This is a genomic window from Pseudomonas sp. URIL14HWK12:I12 (assembly GCF_003097135.1).
Taxonomy (GTDB): Bacteria; Pseudomonadota; Gammaproteobacteria; order Pseudomonadales; family Pseudomonadaceae; genus Aquipseudomonas.
Genome location: NZ_QEQL01000001.1, coordinates 409208 through 429763 on the forward strand (window position 1 = coordinate 409208; position 20556 = coordinate 429763).

At 63.4% G+C, this 20556-nt stretch carries 21 protein-coding genes and 2 pseudogenes; 17 read left to right on the forward strand and 6 right to left on the reverse strand.

What is annotated here, in order from left to right:
• The first annotated feature begins 35 nt into the window (after window positions 1-35).
• Entirely contained in the window at window positions 36-1133 is a 1098-nt protein-coding gene (locus F474_RS01815) for a murein transglycosylase A (RefSeq protein ID WP_097084307.1), read from the forward strand.
• A gap of 96 nt (window positions 1134-1229) precedes the next feature.
• On the forward strand, window positions 1230-1691 hold the full coding sequence (locus F474_RS01820) for a MarR family winged helix-turn-helix transcriptional regulator (protein WP_097084232.1): 462 nt from the start codon (window positions 1230-1232) through the stop codon (window positions 1689-1691).
• On the opposite strand, the gene F474_RS01825 is transcribed toward F474_RS01820, so the two are convergent.
• Entirely contained in the window at window positions 1679-2701 is a 1023-nt protein-coding gene (locus F474_RS01825; protein WP_097084231.1) for a pyruvate dehydrogenase, read from the reverse strand. The two genes, F474_RS01820 and F474_RS01825, sit on opposite strands and share 13 nt — an antisense overlap.
• 171 nt (window positions 2702-2872) lie before the next feature.
• On the opposite strand from F474_RS01825, the gene F474_RS01830 reads away from it, so the two are divergent.
• The 8 genes from F474_RS01830 (at window position 2873) to F474_RS01865 (ending at window position 9457) form a co-directional block, all read left to right on the forward strand.
• Window positions 2873-3565, forward strand: coding sequence for a LuxR family transcriptional regulator (locus tag F474_RS01830; protein WP_097084230.1), 693 nt, complete (start codon window positions 2873-2875; stop codon window positions 3563-3565).
• A gap of 130 nt (window positions 3566-3695) precedes the next feature.
• Complete coding sequence (locus F474_RS01835; protein ID WP_097084229.1) at window positions 3696-4889, forward strand: aminotransferase class I/II-fold pyridoxal phosphate-dependent enzyme; 1194 nt, start codon at window positions 3696-3698, stop codon at window positions 4887-4889.
• The gene (locus F474_RS01840; RefSeq protein ID WP_097084228.1) at window positions 4882-5394 is read left to right on the forward strand and encodes a DUF6190 family protein; all 513 of its coding nucleotides are present in this window, start codon (window positions 4882-4884) and stop codon (window positions 5392-5394) included. Before F474_RS01835 ends, F474_RS01840 begins: the two co-directional genes overlap by 8 nt.
• The gene (locus F474_RS01845) at window positions 5387-6187 is read left to right on the forward strand and encodes a dihydrodipicolinate synthase family protein (RefSeq protein WP_097084227.1); all 801 of its coding nucleotides are present in this window, start codon (window positions 5387-5389) and stop codon (window positions 6185-6187) included. Before F474_RS01840 ends, F474_RS01845 begins: the two co-directional genes overlap by 8 nt.
• Complete coding sequence (locus F474_RS01850; protein ID WP_097084226.1) at window positions 6184-7032, forward strand: iron-containing redox enzyme family protein; 849 nt, start codon at window positions 6184-6186, stop codon at window positions 7030-7032. Before F474_RS01845 ends, F474_RS01850 begins: the two co-directional genes overlap by 4 nt.
• On the forward strand, window positions 7022-7249 hold the full coding sequence (locus F474_RS01855) for a Rieske 2Fe-2S domain-containing protein (protein WP_097084225.1): 228 nt from the start codon (window positions 7022-7024) through the stop codon (window positions 7247-7249). The genes F474_RS01850 and F474_RS01855 overlap by 11 nt, the downstream gene beginning before the upstream one ends.
• A 148-nt stretch (window positions 7250-7397) precedes the next feature.
• Window positions 7398-8264: a formyltetrahydrofolate deformylase gene (gene purU, locus F474_RS01860; RefSeq protein WP_097084224.1), complete on the forward strand. Its 867-nt coding sequence runs from the start codon at window positions 7398-7400 to the stop codon at window positions 8262-8264.
• A complete protein-coding gene (locus tag F474_RS01865; protein WP_097084223.1) occupies window positions 8261-9457 on the forward strand; it encodes an MFS transporter in 1197 nt (398 codons plus the stop codon). Before purU ends, F474_RS01865 begins: the two co-directional genes overlap by 4 nt.
• A gap of 44 nt (window positions 9458-9501) precedes the next feature.
• On the opposite strand, the pseudogene F474_RS23125 reads toward F474_RS01865, so the two are convergent.
• Window positions 9502-10038 (reverse strand): annotated as a pseudogene (locus F474_RS23125) (methyl-accepting chemotaxis protein); the annotation flags it as partial.
• A gap of 324 nt (window positions 10039-10362) precedes the next feature.
• Window positions 10363-11559 (reverse strand): annotated as a pseudogene (locus tag F474_RS23130) (sensor histidine kinase); the annotation flags it as partial.
• Between the two features lie 138 nt (window positions 11560-11697).
• On the opposite strand from F474_RS23130, the gene F474_RS01875 reads away from it, so the two are divergent.
• The 7 genes from F474_RS01875 (at window position 11698) to F474_RS01905 (ending at window position 18303) form a co-directional block, all read left to right on the forward strand.
• Complete coding sequence (locus tag F474_RS01875) at window positions 11698-12486, forward strand: DeoR/GlpR family DNA-binding transcription regulator (RefSeq protein WP_165830250.1); 789 nt, start codon at window positions 11698-11700, stop codon at window positions 12484-12486.
• A gap of 205 nt (window positions 12487-12691) precedes the next feature.
• Window positions 12692-13612 carry an L-threonate dehydrogenase gene (ltnD, locus tag F474_RS01880; protein ID WP_256577699.1) on the forward strand — a complete coding sequence of 307 codons (921 nt, stop codon included), beginning with the start codon at window positions 12692-12694 and terminating at the stop codon, window positions 13610-13612.
• 4 nt (window positions 13613-13616) lie between these two features.
• Window positions 13617-14906 (forward strand): 3-oxo-tetronate kinase, encoded by a 1290-nt coding sequence (otnK, locus tag F474_RS01885; protein ID WP_097084220.1) that lies wholly within the window; start codon window positions 13617-13619, stop codon window positions 14904-14906.
• Entirely contained in the window at window positions 14903-15541 is a 639-nt protein-coding gene (locus F474_RS01890; RefSeq protein ID WP_097084219.1) for an aldolase, read from the forward strand. Before otnK ends, F474_RS01890 begins: the two co-directional genes overlap by 4 nt.
• Before the next feature lie 54 nt (window positions 15542-15595).
• Window positions 15596-17053, forward strand: coding sequence for an SLC13 family permease (locus F474_RS01895; RefSeq protein ID WP_097084218.1), 1458 nt, complete (start codon window positions 15596-15598; stop codon window positions 17051-17053).
• A gap of 19 nt (window positions 17054-17072) precedes the next feature.
• A complete protein-coding gene (otnI, locus tag F474_RS01900) occupies window positions 17073-17864 on the forward strand; it encodes a 2-oxo-tetronate isomerase (protein WP_097084217.1) in 792 nt (263 codons plus the stop codon).
• An 85-nt stretch (window positions 17865-17949) separates the two neighbouring features.
• Window positions 17950-18303, forward strand: a complete 354-nt coding sequence (locus F474_RS01905; protein ID WP_097084216.1) for a YajD family HNH nuclease — start codon at window positions 17950-17952, stop codon at window positions 18301-18303.
• 50 nt (window positions 18304-18353) lie between these two features.
• Here F474_RS01905 and F474_RS01910 read toward each other — a convergent pair whose 3' ends face one another.
• From F474_RS01910 to F474_RS01920, 3 genes are all read right to left on the reverse strand, one after another.
• Window positions 18354-18749 (reverse strand): hypothetical protein, encoded by a 396-nt coding sequence (locus tag F474_RS01910; protein WP_097084215.1) that lies wholly within the window; start codon window positions 18747-18749, stop codon window positions 18354-18356.
• Between the two features lie 55 nt (window positions 18750-18804).
• A complete protein-coding gene (locus F474_RS01915; protein ID WP_097084305.1) occupies window positions 18805-19329 on the reverse strand; it encodes a hypothetical protein in 525 nt (174 codons plus the stop codon).
• A 70-nt stretch (window positions 19330-19399) separates the two neighbouring features.
• A complete protein-coding gene (locus F474_RS01920) occupies window positions 19400-20416 on the reverse strand; it encodes a LacI family DNA-binding transcriptional regulator (protein WP_097084214.1) in 1017 nt (338 codons plus the stop codon).
• Window positions 20417-20556 lie beyond the last annotated feature (140 nt).

The window sequence follows — 20556 nt, forward strand, 5'->3', positions numbered from 1 at the left end:
TTTCTCACCGCCTCTGGCGCGCCCTGCCAGTGGCTATGGCCATTGCCCTGGCCAGCCTCACCGGCTGCAACAAGAATGAGCCGCCCAAAGAGGCCGCACCGGTGGCCACCTACACCAAAGCCAGCTGGAGCGACTTGCCCGCCAGTAGCGACGCCGACCTGCTGGCTGGCTACGCCGCCTGGCGCTCTGCCTGCACGCGCCTGGCCCGAGACCCCATCTGGGGGCCGGTGTGCGTGGAGGCTGCGAAGGTTCCCGGTGACGCAGCCTCGGTCAGGCGGTTTCTGCAGGACCAGTTGCAGGTCTACAGCTTGCGCTCGGCCTCCGGCCCAGATGGGCTGATTACCGGTTACTACGAGCCGGTCTACCCCGGCAGCCTGAAGGCCGATGCCAACCATACGGTGCCGGTCTACGGCGTCCCTGCCGACCTGATCACTGTGGCACTCGATAGCATCTACCCCGAGCTCAAAGGCAAACGCCTGCGCGGTAGGCTGGATGGCCAGGTGCTGAGGCCTTACGACGATGCCGCAACGTTGCGGGCCAAAGGCAGCAAGGCGCCGGTCCTGGCCTGGCTCACCAACCCAATGGATCTGCAATTTCTGCAGATTCAGGGCTCGGGCCGGGTGCATCTGGATAACGGCCAGCAGATCCGTATCGGCTATGCCGACCAGAATGGCTACCCGTACAAGCCAGTCGGGCGCTGGCTGGTCGAACAGGGGTTGGTGCCCAAGGACGAGGTGAGCATGGGCCGGATCCGTGACTGGGCCCGGGCCAACCCTGGGCGCGTGAATGAGCTGCTCGACAGCAACCCCAGCTACGTTTTCTTCAACGCTCGCCCTGACAGCCCGGAGGGCCCTCGAGGCTCGCTGAACGTGCCGCTGACAGCAGGCTATAGCGTGGCCATCGACCGCAAGGTCATTCCCCTGGGCAGTTTGATGTGGCTCGCCACCACGCGCCCCGACGGTAGCGCCGTCACGCGCCCGGTCGCCGCCCAAGATACCGGCGGCGCTATTGCAGGCGAGGTGCGCGCAGATCTGTTCTGGGGCACTGGGGACGCAGCCGGTGAGCTGGCGGGCAGCATGAAGCAGGCCGGGAAACTGTGGCTGCTCTGGCCGAAGGGCGTGCCGGTACCTTGACAGCGCAACGGCCAGGTCCACCGATGCCGCGATTGAATCTGGCACCAATCGGGATATGATCGCTGGTCCACAGCGTACACAGACATTGGAGACTTCATGGTCGCCGCCACGCCCGACCTCTGGTACAACTTCATCCGCGCGCATCGCTGCCTGATTCGTGAAATCGAACGGCGGTTGGCTCAGGAGAAATTGCCGCCCTATGCCTGGTACGACGCGTTATGGGGTATCGAAAGTGGCGAAGGCGGTGCCCGTCGCATGCACGCGCTGGCTGACGCCATGGCTATCGAGCGATACAACCTCACCCGCCTGGTCGACCGGCTTGAAAAAGAACAGCTGGTTACCCGGGAAAAAACCAGTGAAGACGGGCGCGGCCTGATCGTTCGCATCACCGACAGTGGCAGAACCCTGCGCCAACGCATGTGGGCGATTTACAAGGGCGCCGTGGCGGAGCTGTTCCTGGTGGAATTCGACGAAGAGCAGCGGCTGCAATTCACCCTGGCGCTGCAGCGTGCCAGTGCCAACGCAGTAGGTAGCCGCAAGGCTGATCATTCCAGCTGATAGCGCCGCCTGGCCTGATGCATGACGTTGGCATGAAGCGTGCCATTTAGCACCAATGCCTGCAGGGCAGCCAGAATGATCCAATGGCAACCAAGGTGATGGCCAAGCCTGAGACTATCGGCACCCAACGCTGTGTAGGGTACCGCTAGGTGGGGTTTCAGTTGCGCGGCCACATATTCGGCATAGCCCGTCACCGCGATAACCGGCGCATCGCTGCCGCTCAGGCACCGGGCCAGATGGCATGGAGCCGAGGTTCGGCTGCTTGCGCGAGTAGCGGCATCGCGGGCGAGCCGAGTAAAGCTGGGGCAGCTCCATACCTGAGCGACGATGCCCCAGTCGGCCAGCAGGCGGTCGGCAGCGGCCCTGACTTCGCGCAACATGGGGCCGGCGCCCAGCAAGCGCAGGGCCGGTGCTTGGTCGATCGTATCGTAGATGCGATACATGCCTTGGTAGGCGTCGGAACGATCGCAGGCAAGCCCTTCACGCGGCCCCGCCTGCAAGTCCATATATACAAAGCCGGGTTTTCCTTCGATATAAAGCTCTGCCAACGCGCCCACGAGAACGGCCCTGGCCTCTTCGCCGCAGGCAGGGTCGTAAGGAAGGCATTGCGGGTCACCCGGTGCCCAAGCCGGCAGATGGCGAACCAGCGTGTCTCCAACATGGCCAATGTCATTGAGCACGATGCCACGCGCGCCTTGTTGCCCAGTCATTGCAGCCAACCGCGAGCGGGTCATTCGATGTGTCAGGTGCAGTTGGAGGCTGGGCTCGGTGAGGTTACGCCCGGCCTGCTCCGCCAACTGCAATGTGTGCAGGGCACTGGCCAGATGACTCCGGTGGTCGAACACGCACAACTGCGTAGCCAGGTCCGGGGCCTGGAGCAACTGGCTTACCCGTTCGTCGATGTACGGCAAAGCCGCCTGCGCCGACCAGCCGCTTCGCTCGATATGCTCGATACAGGCACGCGCCGCCGCGGCGGTATCGGGCGAGGGTTTGGACGGATGATGATCCATCGGTAAAACTCCTGGCTGGCCTTGCGATATGCAATGGGGATAATGCAGACTCGTTGCACATGCAATCAGAAAACCATGGGACAGCGCAATGCCCGCCCCCCGCGCGATCGGCCAGGCTCAGCCCTTTGTTCAACTATCGGCCAACGGGCCTGCGTGACGCCGAGACCGTACATGGACCGCATCCCACCGTTGCCGCTGCCCGCGCAGGACGCCCACCTGGCCGCCTTGCTCGAGCACCTGCCCTTTGAAATCAACTGCCCCCTGACCTACTTCACAGTCGAAAAACGTACCGACCGCCTATCGCACTTCACCTCCAGCTTTCCCATGGCTTGGCAGCGGGAATATCGCGCCCTTGCCCTGCACCGCACCGACCCCCTGGTGGCCTATGCGGTACAAAGCGTGGCGCCTTTCTCCTGGGCCGAGGCCCCTGCGCCCAAGGCCGATGCCATGGGCGCCCTGTATCAACGCTTGCTCGAGCAATGCGGCCTGATGGAAGGCTATACCTTTGTCGTTCACGACCCCCGCCAGCGGATGGGCTTGCTGAGCCTGTTCAACCGCGAATGTGATCCGGCCTTCGAGAGGCAGATCCAGCGGTGCAAAGGAGCGCTGCAGATGGCGCTGGTCGCCTTTCACAGCCGCATGAACAGCGGGGCGAGCGGGGCCGCCCTGGAACAACCCCTGACGCCGCGCGAGCATTCGATCCTGGGCTGGGTGGTAATGGGCAAATCCTATGGCGAGATCAGCTGCATTTGTGACATCAGTGAGCGGACGGTGAAGTTTCACATGGCCAACATCGTGCGCAAGCTTGACGTGCACACCGCCAAGCAAGCGGTTTTCGAGGCGACCCGCCGGGGCCTTGCCTGAAAACACTGAGCTTGTACCACCTGCACCTGCACTTATACCTGCACCTCGGTACAGTTACCGCCCCCGAGCGAAAAACCAATGATGGCAAGGCGTTACCGACGCACATAACCCTCAAAGGAGTTCGCTCAAAATGGACCTTCCGTCCTCTACGGCCATGCCGGCCGCCGCGCTGGCGGCACACGACATCACTCAGCACGAGATTCAGGCGCTCAAGACTCGCCATAACCTTGCCGACGCACACACCCACCAGCGCCAGAGCCCTAGCCAGGCGCAAATCGTGCGCAACCTGCCATTGCTATGGGAACGTGCCCAGCACCTGACCCAGCACCAGAGTGAGCAGGCCTTCATCCAGGCGTTCTTCCGCTTTCACGGGCAACACCATGCGCTCAAGCGTAGCGACGAAATCTATTTGGTGTATGCCGCCTCTGTGGCCATGCACATCACCGCCACGTACTTGCGCAAGCATAAACTGCGCGTAGGCCTGATCGAGCCCTGCTTCGACAATTTGCACGACCTACTGGCGCATATGCAGGTGCCGATGGCCCCCTTGCCCGAAGCGATTCTTGCCGACCCCACTCAGGTGTACCGGCTGTTGCAAGCCCATGCTGGCGAAGTGGATGCGGTGTTTCTGGTCGACCCCAACAACCCCACGGGCAGCTCAATGTTCGCAGATGGCCATGAGAGCTTTGTGGAGGTGGCGCGCTATTGCCGTGACCACGGCAAACTGCTGATTCTGGATTTTTGCTTCGCCGCTTTTCTGATGACCAGCGGGCGCACTCGGATAGACGCCTACGCACTGCTCGATGCAATGGGCACCGATTACCTGGTGATGGAGGACACTGGCAAGACGTGGCCGTTGCAAGACGCCAAATGCGCCACGCTGATGAGCAGCCCAAGGCTCAATGCCGAGATCTACAGCATCGTTACGAGCGTACTGCTCAACGTTTCGCCGTTCGTGCTGCAACTGGTGACCGAATACATCAACGACAGCGCCGCCGATGGGTTCGCTTCGGTGCGCGACGTGCTTGAAACTAACCGGCGGGTCGCTCGCCAGTACTTGGATGGCACCTTGCTGAGCTATGTCGAACCCGCTGTAGAAACCAGCGTGGCCTGGTTCCACATCCTCAAAGACGGGCTGTGCGGTGACCGCTTGCAAGCTTATTTGCTGCAGCACCAGGCATACGTGCTGCCAGGAAGGTACTTCTACTGGAGTGCACCTGAACAGGGGGCGCCCTATGTGCGCCTGGCCCTGGCCCGTGAGCCGGAAGCCTTCGAGGCGGCCATGAAGGTGATTCGCGCAGCATTGGAGGCTTACGATGCCTGACGCCATCCCAATCATCGACGCCAGCTGGTTCATGGGCATGCACCATGAAAACTCGCATGTCCGCGCGCGTTCGCTTGCGTTCTTCACCCAGCACTACCATCGCCAGGCCTGGATGAGCTTCAGCCAGGTCGGGATCTGCGACGCCATCATCTGGAAAAAATCCCGCGAGCTGCAGGACCTCTACTATCCGTTCATGGACGTGCTGCACTCGCAGATGCGCATCCAGCGAGCCGGTTACTCAGAGGCAGCCCTGCAGCGCGCTGCAACCTGTGATGCCCTGGCGGGGTTGTCCCCGGAAAAACGTTTGTTGGCGGCTCAGGTGCTGGACTGCCAGGCGCCCTTTCATACCAATGACCAGGACTACCTTGGGTGCCCTGCCCTCAAGCCCTGGCTCGTGGCGCCTGAAGCCAGCCCTGTGCCTGGCCACTTCCCAGATAGCCTGCAGCAGCTTTATGAGGCGTCACTGGCGCTGAGCATCCAGGCGCAGGAGCTAGAGCATGTCTAAGCCCAATATACTGGTTCCGCTGGTAACCCCCCTGGACGCTCACGGTGAGGTGTGCGAGCGCTCGGTACAGCGGCTGATCCACGCCTGCGGCCCATTAGTGGATGGGTTCATCCCTTGCCTCACGTCCGGCGAAGGCTGGCGGCTGAGCCCTCGGCAATGGTCTGACATGCTCGGCCATACCCTTCGCCATGCGTTGCCGGTGCATCAGGTGGTGGCAGGTATCGAGCTGGCCAGCACCGAAGCAGTGATCGAACGTGCACAGCTTGCACAAACCCTAGGCGCTGCCGCAATCATGGTGGCATCGCCCTTCGGTGGCGGTGCCTCGCAAGAGGCGCTGTTCGAGCACTATCGGTGCGTGCATGACAGCACCCCATTGCCACTGATGGTCTACAACGAGGCAGCACTGTCGGGTAATGAAAAAAACCTCGAAACCCTGCTGCGCATTGCCAAGTTACCCAGGGTCATTGGCCTGAAGGACTCGCCCAGCCAGCCGCGCACGCAGGCGGAGGTAGACCAGTTGCGGCAAGCCGGTGTCGCTTATTACATCGGCTGGGAGCAAGAGCTGGCCGGGCGACTTATCAGCGACGGCAATGTGGTCTCGCTGGCCAACGTAGAGCCAGCCCTGTGTCGGCTAGCCTGGCAGCCAGGGCAGCCAGGGTTGGCAGCTCTGATCACGCAGCTCGATGCCTACCACCAGCTGGGCGAGCCGGCTTGGTATGAACACCTCAAGCGTGAACTGGTCGCCCGCGGCACCCTCGCCTGCGCGGCTACCGTACCGGAGCTGGCCCAATGACCCTATCGCACAAGCAACTGTTTCGGGCCAACAGGGCTCTGATCGATCACCTGCAGCCGATCGAGCCTGCCCTGCTGGCATTCGAACAGCGATGGATCGACCGCCTGGTGGTACGCACCCAAACTCCCGAGCAACCGGCCACGCTGGTTCAATGGCGGCGAATGTTCGACGCCCTGATGGCCCAAGACACCGCCGAAGAGTCGCCCAGCGCCCGCTATGTGGCGCAGTCGATGACCCGCGAGCAGTTCAAGTGCCTGGTGCAGGCCTTTGCATTGGACGGGCTGACCGAGGCCCAGGTGTTCTACCACCTGATGCCGAGGTTGAGCCTTGAGGCGCAGATGCCGATGCTGCGCATGCTGCTCGACGAGTTCGGCTGCGGCAACCTCAAACGCTCTCATACCACGCTCTACAAGGCGTTGTTGAGCGAGCTGGGCATGCCTACCGACCTGGAAAGCCACATCGAGGCGACCAACGAGGCAGGCTGTGCCTTCGCCAACTTGTTCTGCTGGCTGGCGATGCGTGCAGACGACCCCTCCTGGTTCGCCGGCATGATCACCTACTTCGAAACCCTGGTGCCGACGGCATTCGGCTGTTACACCGCCCTGTGCGAGCGGCTGGAGATTCAGGCTCACCACTATTACAGCGAGCACGTGCACATCGACGTGTTTCATGCCAAGGAGGGCCAACGGCTGCTCAAGGCGATGGCCAATGGCGGTGAGCTCGACTGCGCCAAGGCCTGGCATGGGGTGTGCGTGGGGCGGGCGGTGATCGACCAAGCGTTCGAGCAGGCCGTGCGCCAAGCTCGTGCCGGCAGCGCTCACCCGGAGGTGGCCGATGCCCGATGACCTACCGGTGGCCCCCACCTTCACCGTGCACCTGGAAGATGCCAGCTATGAGGTGCCCAGCCTGTGCCCGCATCGGCACGGCTGGCTGGCGCATGGAATGGTCAACCGGCAACGGCGCACCATTACCTGCCCCCTGCACTTCTCGGTGTTCAGCCTAGAAAACGGTGAGCAGTTGAGCGGGCCGCCCTGCGGTTCGCTGGCTTGCCGCCGCCTTTAAACCGCTACCAGTGTGCCGGTGCGAACCCTTCGCGCTGGCACACTGATGCTTGAGCGCCGCTCTCTGGTAATATCTGCCGCCTGCCCGGCCGGGGCCGCCGTTCGGCGAAGCCTGCCCAGGCCATTACCGCTTCGTTCAAGGACCCTTCATGCCCGCTTCAACCTGCAACTTCGTGCTCAAAGTCAGTTGCCCCGCAACCTCCGGTATCGTCTCGGCGGTGACCTCCTACCTGGCGGACTCGGGCTGCTACATCGGCGAAATGGCGCAATTCGACGACCAGAGCAACAACACGTTCTTCATGCGTGCGGTGTTCCGCTTCAACGACGGCGCCGCCAACGACATCGAGCAGATCAAAGCCGGCTTCGACGCCGTAGCCCAGCGCTTCGACATGAGCTGGGAACTGTTCGACAGCCGCCAGCCGCTGCGCGTCCTGCTGATGGTCAGCAAATTCGACCACTGCCTGCGCGACCTGCTCTACCGGCACAGTAAAGGCGAGATGAGCATGCAGATCACTGCGGTGGTCTCCAACCACCTCGACCTGCGGCACATGGCCGAGCGCGAAGGCATCCGCTTCGTGCACCTGCCGGTGAACAAGGACAACAAGGCCGCCCAGGAAGCGGCATTGATGTCCATCATCGAGGAAACCGGCACTGAGCTGGTGGTGCTGGCCCGCTACATGCAAATTCTCTCCGATGACCTGTGCCGCAAGCTTTCGGGCCGCGCGATCAACATCCACCACTCGTTCCTGCCTGGTTTCAAGGGCGCCAAGCCCTATCACCAGGCTTTCGAGCGCGGCGTCAAGCTGATCGGGGCCACTGCCCACTACGTGACCAGCGACCTGGACGAAGGCCCGATCATCGAGCAGGAAGTGCAGCGCGTCGACCACGCCTACCTGCCTGAACAGCTCGTCGCGGTGGGCCGTGATACCGAGACGATCGCCCTCTCCCGCGCGGTGAACTACCACCTGCAGCACCGGGTATTCCTGAACCACGACCGTACGGTGATCTTCAGATGAGCGACCAGGCGCCGCCCTCTGCGGCGGCGCCACGCCCTAACGCCCTGAAGATCGCCCTACTCGGCGTGCTGCAGATTCTCTCCTGGGGCGGCTCGTTCTACCTGCTTGGTGTGCTTGCCGACCCGATCGTGGCCAGCACCGGCTGGCCACGCCAGGGCGTGCTGGGTGGTGCCTCGCTGGGGCTGCTGGTGGCTGGCTTGCTGGCGCCACTGTGTGGCCGGCTGATCGCCCGGTACGGTGGGCGGGCGGTGCTGGCCGGGCATGGTTTCTTTCTCTGCGCCGGGCTATGGTTGATGGCGCTGGCGCCCTCGCTGCCATGGTTTCTGCTGGCCTGGGTGCTGCTGGGCGTTGCCATGGCTGGCGGCCTCTACGACGCGCTGTTCACCTCACTGGGAGCAAGCCACGGCCTTGGGGCCCGGCCGATCATCGTTGGAGTCACGCTGATTTCAGGCTTTTGCACCACGTTGATCTGGCCACTGCTGGCGGTCATGGTGCATGCACTGGGTTGGCGCTGGACCTGCGCAGTCTATGGGGGTGTCGCCCTGCTCGCCCTCTACCCGCTGTACCGCTACGCCCTGGCCGCGCCTGCATCGGCGGCCAACCGTAGCAAGGCTGCCACAGGCAACCCCAAGGCGTTGCCGGCCACGTTGCACTGGGTCATGACCCTCTTGTTTGCGTTGGCTGCCGCACTGATGACCTGCCTGACCCTGGTGCTGCTCAGCGTTCTGCAAGCGCGCGGCCATAGCCTCGCTTCTGCCATCGCTCTGGGTGCGCTGATTGGCCCGGCGCAGGTGCTTTGCCGGGTGACCGACCTGCTGCTCAAGCGCCAGGCACCGCTGTTTACCGCCCTGCTATCAAGCGGCATGACGCTGGTGGGTTTGCTACTGGTGGACTTCACGCCCAGCCTGGTGGCGTTGGGCCTGGTGCTGTACGGGGTAGGCAATGGGCTACGCGCCATCGTCAAAAGCACGTTGCCGCTGGTGGTCGTCAAACCGGCTGATTACGCCGTGGTCTCCGGGAGGATGGCGCAGCCGGCGTTGATCGCCCAGGCGCTGGCACCGCTGGCATGCGGCTACCTGATTGCCCACCTGGGCAGCGAGGCGATGATTCACTTGATGACGGCGATGGCGGCCGTCGCCTTCGCCTTATGCCTGTGGCTGGTACAGTTGATCCGCAGGTTCCAGGCAATCTGAAACAAAACCGGCGCTGATGCGCCGGTATGCCCTAGAACGGCCGTTCAGTACTTGAACCGCCCCACCAGCCCATTGAGCTCGGCGGAAATCTCGTTGAGCTGGCGTGCCCCGCTGCTGGCGGTTTGCGCTAACCCTTCGACCTCCTGAGCGTCGGTATGGATTTGTGCGATGTGGCGGTTGATGTCTTCGGCAACCTGATGCTGCTCCTCGGCAGCCGTGGCGATCTGGCTGTTTTGATCACGAATGCTATCGACCGCATCGCGAATCTTCTCGAAGCTGCCACGGGCCTGCTGGATGCGCGCTTCGCTCTGGCGTGAAATGCCCAGGCTTTGCTGCATCTGCACGGTCACTTCCTGTGTACGCCGCGCCAGGTTGCCCAGCAGCGTGTCGATTTCACCCGTGCTATCAGCGGTGCGCCGCGCCAACGCCCTCACTTCGTCGGCCACCACCGCAAAACCGCGGCCTTGGTCGCCCGCACGGGCCGCCTCGATGGCTGCGTTGAGCGCGAGCAGGTTGGTCTGCTCGGCAATCGAGCGGATGGTGTCGAGGATGCTGTTGATGTTCTGGCTGTCCTGCTCCAGCACCTGCATGGCCTGGGTCGCGTGTTCCAGGTTGCCAGCCAGCTGCACCACGCTGCCGGTGGCGTCATCGATGTGCTGCTGGCCGCTCTGCACGTCGCGCTGGCCCGCATCGGCGCTAGCGGCAGCGTGGCTGCAGGCGCGGGCCACTTCGTTGGAGGTGGCGACCATCTCATTGAAGGCCGTGCTCACCAGCTCGACTGCTTCACGCTGGCGGCCGGCCGCATCGTTCATGGCGGTGGCCACATCACGGCTGCCGCCGGCGGCCTGTTGCAGATCGCCCGAGGCTCGGCCAATACTGCGCACCAGTTGAGCGATGGCGCCAAGGAATTGGTTGAACCAACCGGCCAGCGTGGCGGTTTCGTCCTTGCCCTGCACGGTGAGGTTGCGGGTCAGGTCGCCCTCGCCCTGGGCAATCGACTGCAGGCCGTCGGCAACGCCGCGGATCGGCCGCACGATCATTCCTGAAAAGCTCATGCCCACCAGCGCGAACAGCACCGCCAGGGCCACGGCGATGCCGCTGATCAGCCAGGTCAGGTGGTTGGCCTTGGCCATCACTTCATCGCGCTGGATCAGGCCGATGAAATGCCAGCCCAGCGCCTTGGAGGTGACCACGTTGGCCATGTAGGTCACGCCGTTGAGGGTAACTTCGGTCACGCCCTCATTCACGGCAGCCAGGGGCGCGTAATCCGGGCCCAGCTCCTTGAGCTGCTTGAAGTTGTGCTTGGCGTCGCTGGGGTCGACGATTACGTTACCGTTGGCCTCGGTCAACATCAGGTAACCGCTCTTGCCCAAGTGGATTGCTTTGACCTGCTCGGTCAGGCCCTTGATGGAAACATCCAGCCCTACTACGCCACGCAGCTTGCCTTGGGCATCGTTGAAGCTGCGAACGGTACCGATCAACACCGCATCGTCCGGCGCCCAGTAATAAGGGGCGGTCCGCGCATTCTGCCCCGGTGCTGCGGTGGCTGCGAGGTACCAGGGGCGCTTGCGCGGGTCGTAGCTAGATAACTTGGCGTCGTCGGGCCAGCTGGCGTAAGTGCCGTCTTCAAGGCCGACCGATAGATAGGCCGTGCTGGGATGGCTTTTGGCGAAACGCTCGAACACCGCGAGCAACGCTACGTTATTCGGCGGCAGCGGCACACTGGCAGCATCGGCGCCCACATAGCTCTTGAGACCGTCGATTCCGGTAATGTACGGATCACGCGCCAGGTATTCCACGTTCTGGCTGATGCCAGCGAAAAACTGCTGCATGGCGTTGTCGATTTGGCGGATCTCCCTGCCGCTGCTGTCGACGAAATCCTCGGCCGCCTGGCCGCGCAGGTTGAACACTACCAATGCAGCGACGACCACGACGGGCACGCAGGCGATGGCAGCAAAAGCACAGGTAAGCTTCTTGCGAATATTCATAGGGAGATCCCGTAGCGATGAGCGAGAGCGGGCAGCAAAAAGATCGATAGTTGCGCCGTTTTTGTTGTTATAAGCAGTCAACGTGCGCGAGGCGAGTGCCTGTAACCAGCACATCGGCGCGGCAGGGATGAACTTGAGAAAAAAACAATGGATGCCTGTTCGGCCTCGGTATCTTGAGCGAACCGGCGTTTGCAAAACCGGTGAAATATCCCAAACTGCCCGCCATTCGGCTTGCCCACCAGGACCTTTTTCATGCCCCGCGACGACGCCTCACCGATGATCCCCGAACAACGTCGCGAGCAGATGCTGCGGGCCCTGCGCAAACAACAGGTACTGAGCGTTCACCAATTGATGGAGATGTTCGATTGCTCGCACATGACCATCCGCCGCGACATCGCGTTGCTCGAAGAAAGCGGCCAGGCCTATTCGGTCACCGGCGGGGTACGCATCGCCAGCCAGTTGCACAGCGAGCCCAGCCACCAGAGCAAGGCGGTGGTGGAGCTGCCGCAGAAGCAGGCCATGGCGCGCTGCGCCGCCAGCCTGTTGCACCCGGACATGACCGTGTACCTGGACGCCGGCACCAGTACGCTGGAGATCGTGCCGTACATCAGCGCCCTGCAGGGGATGACGGTGGTCACCAATGACTTCGGTGTGGTGGCGGCGCTGGCCGACGTGATGCACGTGCAAGTGATCCACACCGGCGGCCTGCTCGACCACCCCAACCGCTCCTGTGTTGGCCCGCTCGCCGCGCAGACCCTGCGGCGGCTCGCAACGGATGTGGCGTTCATGAGTACCAGCAGCTGGGATTTCAAACGCGGCACCACCACCCCCTCGGCACCGAAGGTCGAGGTCAAGCAGGCCGCCATGCACGCCGCTTCCCGCTGCGTATTGGTAGCCACCAGCAGCAAGTACGGTACCTTCGGCACCTACCGCATCGCCGGGCTGGATCAGTTCGACACCATCATCACAGACGCAGCGCTTGCGCCGGCTGCGGCCGAAGGCATCAGAACCCTGGGCGTGGAATTGATGCTCGCGGAGTGAGCCTTAACAAGGCGATGTTAAATTATGTTAATTCCGCCGACGTAGGAGTGAGGCACTGGGTGGCACGCTCAGAGCTTTAGCTTAAAGCCGCATGAGCTCTGCCTTTTGAAAGAGCCTTAAAAAAACACTTCACATTATCCGCTCACTGGCTCACTATCCGTTAACAAATCATAACATCGCTTGAGCGCCGCGTTCGCAGCGCTCCATCGAGGAGAAACGGATGAGCAACAAAAACGTCGGCGTCATCGGCCTGGGTGCCATGGGCCTGGGCATCGCCCGTTCGCTGCTGCGCAGCGGCTTCAACGTTCATGCCTGCGACGTGCGCGAAAGCGTTGTGCAGGCCTTCTCCGAAGAAGGTGGCGTGGGTTGCGCAAGCCCCGCGCAACTGGCAGCCGCCTGCGAGGTGGTGATCACCGTGGTGGTCAACGCCGAGCAGACCGAAACCGTGCTGTATGGCGAGAACGGCGTGGTCGCCGCGCTCGAGCCTGGCAGCCTGGTCATCGGGTGTGCCACCGTGGCCCCCACTTTCGCCATCGAGCTGGGCAAGCGCCTCGGCGAACAAGGCATCGACTACCTCGATGCGCCGATCTCCGGTGGCGCCGCCAAGGCCGCAGCTGGGCAGATGACCATGATGACCAGCGGCCCGGCGCAAGCCTATGCCAAGGCAGAAGCGGTGCTTGCCGGCATGGCCGGCCAGGTCTATCGCTTGGGCGACACCCACGGCCTGGGCTCGAAGGTCAAGATCATCAACCAGCTGCTGGCCGGGGTACACATTGCGGCCAGCGCCGAAGCCATGGCGCTCGGCCTGCGTGAAGGCGTCGACGCCGACGCCCTGTACGAGGTGATCACCCACAGTGCTGGCAATTCGTGGATGTTCGAAAACCGTGTGCCGCACATCCTCAATGCCGACTACACGCCCCTGTCGGCGGTAGACATCTTCGTCAAAGACCTGGGCCTGGTGCTCGATACCGCCCGGGCCAGCAAATTCCCGCTGCCGCTCTCGGCCACCGCGCACCAGATGTTCATGCAGGCCTCCACCGCAGGGTTTGGCCGCGAAGACGATTCGGCGGTGATCAAGATCTTCCCCGGCATCACCCTGCCCACCGCCAAGCCAGCCAGCGAGTAAGCCCATGAGCATTTCCGCCAAGCCCTTGCTGGGCTGCATCGCCGACGACTTCACCGGCGCGACTGACCTTGCCAACATGCTGGTGCGCGGCGGCATGCGCACCGTGCAGAGCATCGGCGTACCTTCAGCCGAGGCGCTGGCCGAGCTGGATGCTGACGCCATCGTGATCGCACTCAAATCACGTACCCTGCCTGCGGCCGAAGCTGTGGAACAATCGCTGGCGGCACTGGCGTGGCTACGTGAGCGTGGTTGCGAGCAAATCTTCTTCAAATATTGCTCCACCTTCGATTCGACCGAGCGGGGCAACATCGGGCAGGTTACAGACGCGCTGCTGCAGGCGCTGGGCAGCGATTTCACCCTGGCCTGCCCGGCCTTTCCGGAAAACGGCCGTACGATTTTCCGTGGCCACCTGTTTGTACAGGACCAACTGCTCAATGAATGCGGCATGCAGAACCACCCGCTCACGCCGATGACCGACGCCAACCTGGTGCGTGTGCTGCAGGCCCAGACACCCAACAAGGTCGGCCTGCTGCGCTATGACAGCGTGGCTCAGGGCGAGGCCGCAGTGCGCGAGCGCATTGCCCAATTGCGCTGCGACGGTGTCACTGTCGCGATCGCTGATGCGGTCAGCGATCGCGACCTTTATACCTTGGGCCAGGCTTGCGCCGGCCTGCCGCTGCTGACCGGCGGCTCTGGCCTGGCCTTGGGCCTGCCTGGCAACTTCCGCAAGGCTGGCAAGCTGCGTGACATCGACGCTGCCGAGCTGCCGCAGATCGAAGGCGGTGAGGTCGTGCTTGCCGGCAGTGCATCGGTAGCCACCAACGGCCAGGTAGCGGCGTGGCTTGAAGCCGGCCGCCCCGCCCTTCGCATCGACCCTCTGGCGCTCGCCGCCGGTGAGCCCGTGGTGCAACGCGCACTGGGCTTTGTCCGTGACGCCGGCCAAACGGTGTTGATTTACGCCACCAGCACACCGGATGACGTCAAGGCTGTGCAAGCCCAATTGGGCGTAGAGCGCGCCGGGGAGCTGGTAGAAAGCGCGCTCGGTGCCATCGCCAAGGGCCTGTTCGAGGCCGGCACTCGCCGCTTCGTGGTCGCCGGCGGAGAAACTTCCGGTGCCGTGGTGCAGGCGCTTGGCGTAAGCCTGCTGAAGATCGGTGCCCAGATCGACCCAGGCGTGCCGGCCACTGCCAGCACGGGTGCGACGCCGCTGGCACTGGCACTGAAGTCCGGCAACTTCGGCGGCCGTGACTTCTTCGCCAAAGCCCTGGCACAGCTGGCCGGAGGTGCCCAATGAGCCGTGAAGCCAAGCAACGCGAAGAGATCTGCGACATCGGCCGCCTGCTGTTTGGCCGCGGCTATACCGTGGGCAGCGCCGGCAACATCAGCGCACGGCTCGACGATGGTTGGCTGATCACGCCCACCGACGCCTGCCTGGGCCGGCTAGACCCTGCCGCCATCGCCAAGGTGAATTTGGCCGGTGAGTGGGTCGGCGGCGAAAAACCCTCCAAGACCCTCGCCTTGCATCGCCAGGTGTACGACCGCAACCCTGGCGTGGGCGGTGTGGTGCATACGCACTCAACTCACCTGGTGGCACTCACCCTTGCAGGGGTCTGGGCGCCAGATGACATCCTGCCGCCAATCACCCCTTATCAGGTGATGAAAGTCGGCCATATTCCGCTGATCGGCTACGAACGCCCCGGCTCCCCCAAGGTTGCCGAGCAGGTAGCGCAACTGGCGAACCGAGTGCGCGGCGTAATGCTCGAGCGCCTGGGCCCGGTGGTCTGGGAAAGCTCGGTCGCCAAAGCTGCGTATGCCCTGGAAGAGCTTGAGGAAACCGCCCGCCTGTGGCTGATGAGCAACCCCAAGCCTGCGCCATTGACCGCCCAGGCGCTTGAGGAGCTGGCCGAGACCTTCGGCGCGCGCTGGTAAGGCACCAACCCCCGGGGCCGGGCCCCGGGCACAATAAAAAAACGGAGCACCACCATGACCCCCATGTTGTTGATGGCCATCGCAGCGGCCGGTATCGCCGTGTTGTTGCTGTTGGTATTGCGCTACAAATTCCAGCCTTTTGTGGCCTTGATGCTGGTAAGCATCGTGGTGGCCCTGGTGGCCGGGGTTAAACCAGGCGACTTGGTGGCCACCATTGAAGGTGGCATGGGCAAAACCCTTGGCCATATTGCGATCATCATCGCTCTAGGGGCGATGATTGGCCGTATCATCGAGCTGTCCGGCGGTGCAGAAGCCCTGGCAAAGTCGCTGATCAAGCGCTTCGGCAACCGGCGCACGCCACTGGCGCTGACCGTCGCCGGGTTCATGGTAGGTATTCCGGTGTTCTTCGAAGTCGGGGTCATCATCCTGATGCCGCTGGCCTACGGCGTGGCCCGGGCTGCGCGCAAGCCACTGCTGGTGTTCGCCTTGCCTATGTGCGCAGCCCTGCTGGCCGTGCACGCCTTCTTGCCTCCTCACCCGGGCGCCGTCGCAGCTGCCGGCCAGTTAGGTGCTGATCTCGGCCGCGTGCTGCTGTTCGGCTTGCCGATCGTGGCCGTGCTCTGCCTGATCGGCTACCTGATCGCCGGGCGGATGACGCGGCGAGTCTACCCGATGACCGACGACATCCGCAGCGAGGTATTCGGGCCACACATCACTAACGAAGACATCCAGGCCTGGGCGCGCGACGACTACTCCAAGCAGCACATCGAGCACACCGCCCAAGGCAGCGCCCTCGATGAAAGCGCCAGCAGCCTGGCCGCTCGCCTGCCCGCTGCACCTGCGCCCGGCGCAAGCATCATCGTTTCGCTGATCCTGCTACCGATCGTGCTGATCCTGCTGGGCACTTTGGCCACGACGCTGTTGCCGGCCGATTCAACCGTGCGCGCGATATTGACGGTGCTGGGCGCTCCGCTGGTGGCGCTGCTGATCGACACCCTGCTCTGCGCCTGGCTACTAGGGGCGCGCCGGGGTTGGAGCCGCCAGCAGGTCAGTGACGTGATCGGCTCGGCACTGCCGGGGGTGGCGATGGTGATTCTGATCGCCGGTGCTGGTGGCGTGTTCGGCAAGGTGCTGGTCGACACCGGTATTGGTGCGGTGGTCTCCGAAGCGCTGCGCAACACCGGCCTGCCGGTGCTGGCGCTAGGCTTCATCCTGACTCTGCTGTTGCGCGCGGTACAAGGCTCGACCACCGTGGCGCTGGTGACCACCGCCGGGATTCTTGGGCCGTTGATCGCCACCCTGGGGCTCAACCCCAACCAGATGGCCCTGCTGTGCCTGGCCATGGGCGGTGGCGGGCTGGCCATGTCGCACATCAATGACGCCGGATACTGGATGTTCACGAAGCTCGCCGGCCTGAACGTAGGCGATGGCCTGCGCACCTGGACTGTACTCGTGACTATCCTGGGCACCTTGGGCTTTCTGATCACCCTGGCTTTGTGGCCACTGGTATAACCCTTCGGAGACTCGCGCGATGCCACGTTTTGCCGCCAACCTCAGCATGCTCTACCCCGAGCATGAATTTCTCGACCGTTTCGCCGCCGCTGCGGCTGACGGTTTCGAAGCGGTGGAGTACCTCTTCCCTTACGATTACCCGGCTCAAACCCTGAAACAGTGCCTGGTTGAGAATAACCTGGTGCAGGCGCTGTTCAATGCACCCCCGGGTGACTGGGCTGCCGGTGAGCGCGGCATCGCCTCCCTACCCGGCCGCGAAACCGAGTTTCGCGACGGCATCCAGCAGGCCCTGGCCTACGCTGAGGTGCTGGGTAACGACCGCATCCACGTGATGGCAGGGCTGCTGCCGAGCGAAAGCCTGCGCGCCGCGCACCAGGCGGTGTACGAAGCCAACCTCGCCTATGCCGCTGCGCAAGCGGCGAAAGTCGGTGTAACGGTGCTGATCGAGCCGATCAATACCCGCGACATGCCGGGTTTTTTCCTCAACCGCCAAGACCAGGCCCAAGCCATCGTCAACGCGGTTGGAGCGCCCAACCTGAAGGTCCAATTCGACTTCTACCACTGCCAGATCGTCGAGGGCGATGTCAGCAGCACACTGCGCCGGGATTTCTCCAACATCGGCCACATTCAGATCGCCAGCGTACCGGAACGCCATGAACCCAACCTGGGTGAGCTGAACTATCCCAACCTGTTCGCACTGATCGACCAGCTCGGCTACAGCGGCTGGGTGGGTTGCGAATACCGCCCCAAACGCGGTACCTCCGAGGGCCTTGGCTGGCTGCGCGAGTGGAAAGCCGCGCAACGCGGCTGAGCATTGCCCGCCACCTGGCGCCGGCCCATGGCGCCAGGTAGGCACCGGCTATACACTGCAGGCTTTGAACCGTTCCAGGTGCACCATGGCCACCGATACCTCCAAACTCGACCGCATCCTTGCCGACAACCAGCGCGAGCGCGAACGCGGCTACCGCGACAAAGCCCTGAAGATGTACCCGCACGTGTGCGGCCGCTGCGCTCGGGAATTCTCTGGCAAGCGCTTGAGTGAGCTAACCGTTCACCACCGCGATCACAACCACGACAACAACCCCCAGGATGGCTCGAACTGGGAATTGCTGTGCCTGTACTGCCACGATAACGAGCATGCGCGGTACACCGACCAGCAGTACTTTGGCGAGGGCTCGCTCAGCACGCCAAAGATCGCCACGGCCACCCACAACCCGTTCGCCGGGCTGGCAGGGCTGCTGAAGAAGTAAGCGAAGCAATGATCCGTCGCGGGCAGCGTACTGGGCGATGAGCCCTGTGCTCAGCCGAGCAAGTCGCGGCTGTCCAGCAGTGCCCAAAGAATCGGGGGTTGCTGCACCATCGCCCGCCTGACCGCCGCAGGCACGGCCTTGCAGGTCTTGCGGCACAGCCCCGGCTGGGGTTGCAGCTCGATACGTAAGCCCAACGCGCTGCGCACTTCAGCGGGCCCCGGCTCCACCACCAGGCGCACGCCCAGCTGCTCCTGCAACTTCTGCTGCATGCGCTGCAGATCTTCAAGGCTTTGCAGCCCCTCGAGCCGCGCGATCAGCCGTTTTTCCTCCTCGCGGGTAAGCCGCAGCACGCGCGCGTCGGCGCCTGGCTGCTGGAGCCGTTCTCGCTCGCACACGCAGGCGCCGGGGGGGCAAGGGTTACGCAAGGGCAACTCGAGGCTGTTCATGGAGCCGGATCATAGCCGTCCGCTCGACCCTTGCCCACCGCCGCGTATCGCCGTGTCAATGCAACTGGGCCCATAGGCCGAACAGCCCCAGCAGTACCCAGAACACCATGAAGATCACCGGGCTGCGGAGGCTGAACAGCAATGAGGCCCGGTAGCCTTTTTGGCTGTTCTCCCAGTCGCTGAACAGCGGCGAGTCGTCGTAAGCCCGGCCCATGGAGGGTTCGCTGGCCAACAGGTGGCGTTGCTTGAATTGCCAATGGTCGATGATTTCGTACGAAGCGCGGATGCCCGGCCAGGCATGCAGCGAGCTGACCACACCGAGCAGCGCCAGCAGCGAGGGGGCCACCATCGTGAACAGCTGGCCCCAGGAAGGGTTGACATTCGCCATGCTCGAGCAGAATGCGATCACCAGAAACGACTGCGCGGTCAGGTAGGCGTTAGTGCGGTTGGAAAGCAGGCTGGACTCGAAATGGATTTCGCGCCGGTAGAACTCCAACCGCGCGCGCGGGGTGTCGAACACGCTCGGTGCTTCTTCGGGCGTGGAGGGAGACAGCGGGGGGTCGACGATGATGCGTTGCATGGTTGCCAGGGCCTTGAGCTCGTTTGCGCCTTGCATCTGGCTACAGCGCGCGCCAAGGGTTCAACCGCCCTCAGCTTTCGCGCACTATCAATTCGAAGCCCAGGTCCATGTGCGGCTGCGGGTCGGCCTTGCCGTCAAGCCGGTCAAGTAGCTTCTGCGCGGCGAACTGGCCGATCTCGGCGCGGGGTGTACGGATCGAGGTCAACCGCGGAACGGTATGGGCAGAGGGCGGCAGGTCGTTGAAGCCGACCATCGATACCCGCCCCGGCACCGCGATGCCCTGGCGCTGGGCCTGGTAGATCGCACCATGGGCCAGGTCGTCGTTACAGAAGAACAGCCCGTCTACATCCGGACAGCGCGCCAGTAGATCCGCGAATAGCTCACCGCCCAGGCCAATGGACGAGCGCTGAGGGCACAGCACCTCCAGAGAAGCGTCGTACACGCCCTGCTCTTCCAGAGCCTGCCGGAACCCCTCAGCGCGGTGCAGCACCCGGCTGTCCAGTTGCGCTGCGACATACCCCAGGCGCCTGCGCCCCTGGCTGAGAAGATGCTGCGCCGCGGCACGGCCGGCCTGCTGCTGGGAAAACCCCACGCAGGGCACCGCGGGGTCGGTGGCCAGGTCCATCATATGGACGCACGGCACATGGCTTGCCGCCAGCATGCGGTAGGACGCCTCGCTGCGTTCGAGCCCCGTGAGCAGCATCCCTGCCGGGCGATAGGCCAGATAATTGCGAATCAGGTTTTCTTCTTCGCCAGCATCGTAGTGGAAGTTGCCGATCAGCACTTCCAACCCTCGCGGGTGCAGCACCCGGTGGATCGCCTCCAGGGTGTCGATGAACAGATGATTGGACAGCGATGGAATGAGCACCACCACCGAGGCACTGTGGCGAGAGGCCAGTGCCCGCGCCGCCGGGTTGGCCACGTAGCCCAGCTCAAGCGCGGCCTGGCGCACGCGCTCAGCCAGCATTGGCGCAACGCTCGGCACCCCGCGCAGCGCACGGCTGGCGGTAATGGGCGAGACATCCGCCAGTGCAGCTACCTCATTGAGGGTGGGGCGGCCGGTGGTACGGTTTCCAGTGGCGGGCATAAGGGCGCTGATAATGGCTCAAGTGGGGGGCGATTGTACTTGCCAATCCATTTAATTTGGTTAAGGTAGCGCTGTCTCACGCCAGCCTCCGTAAGAATTTTTCCCTCTGCCAGGGGTCGGAATGCTTGAGCGGCCTGGAC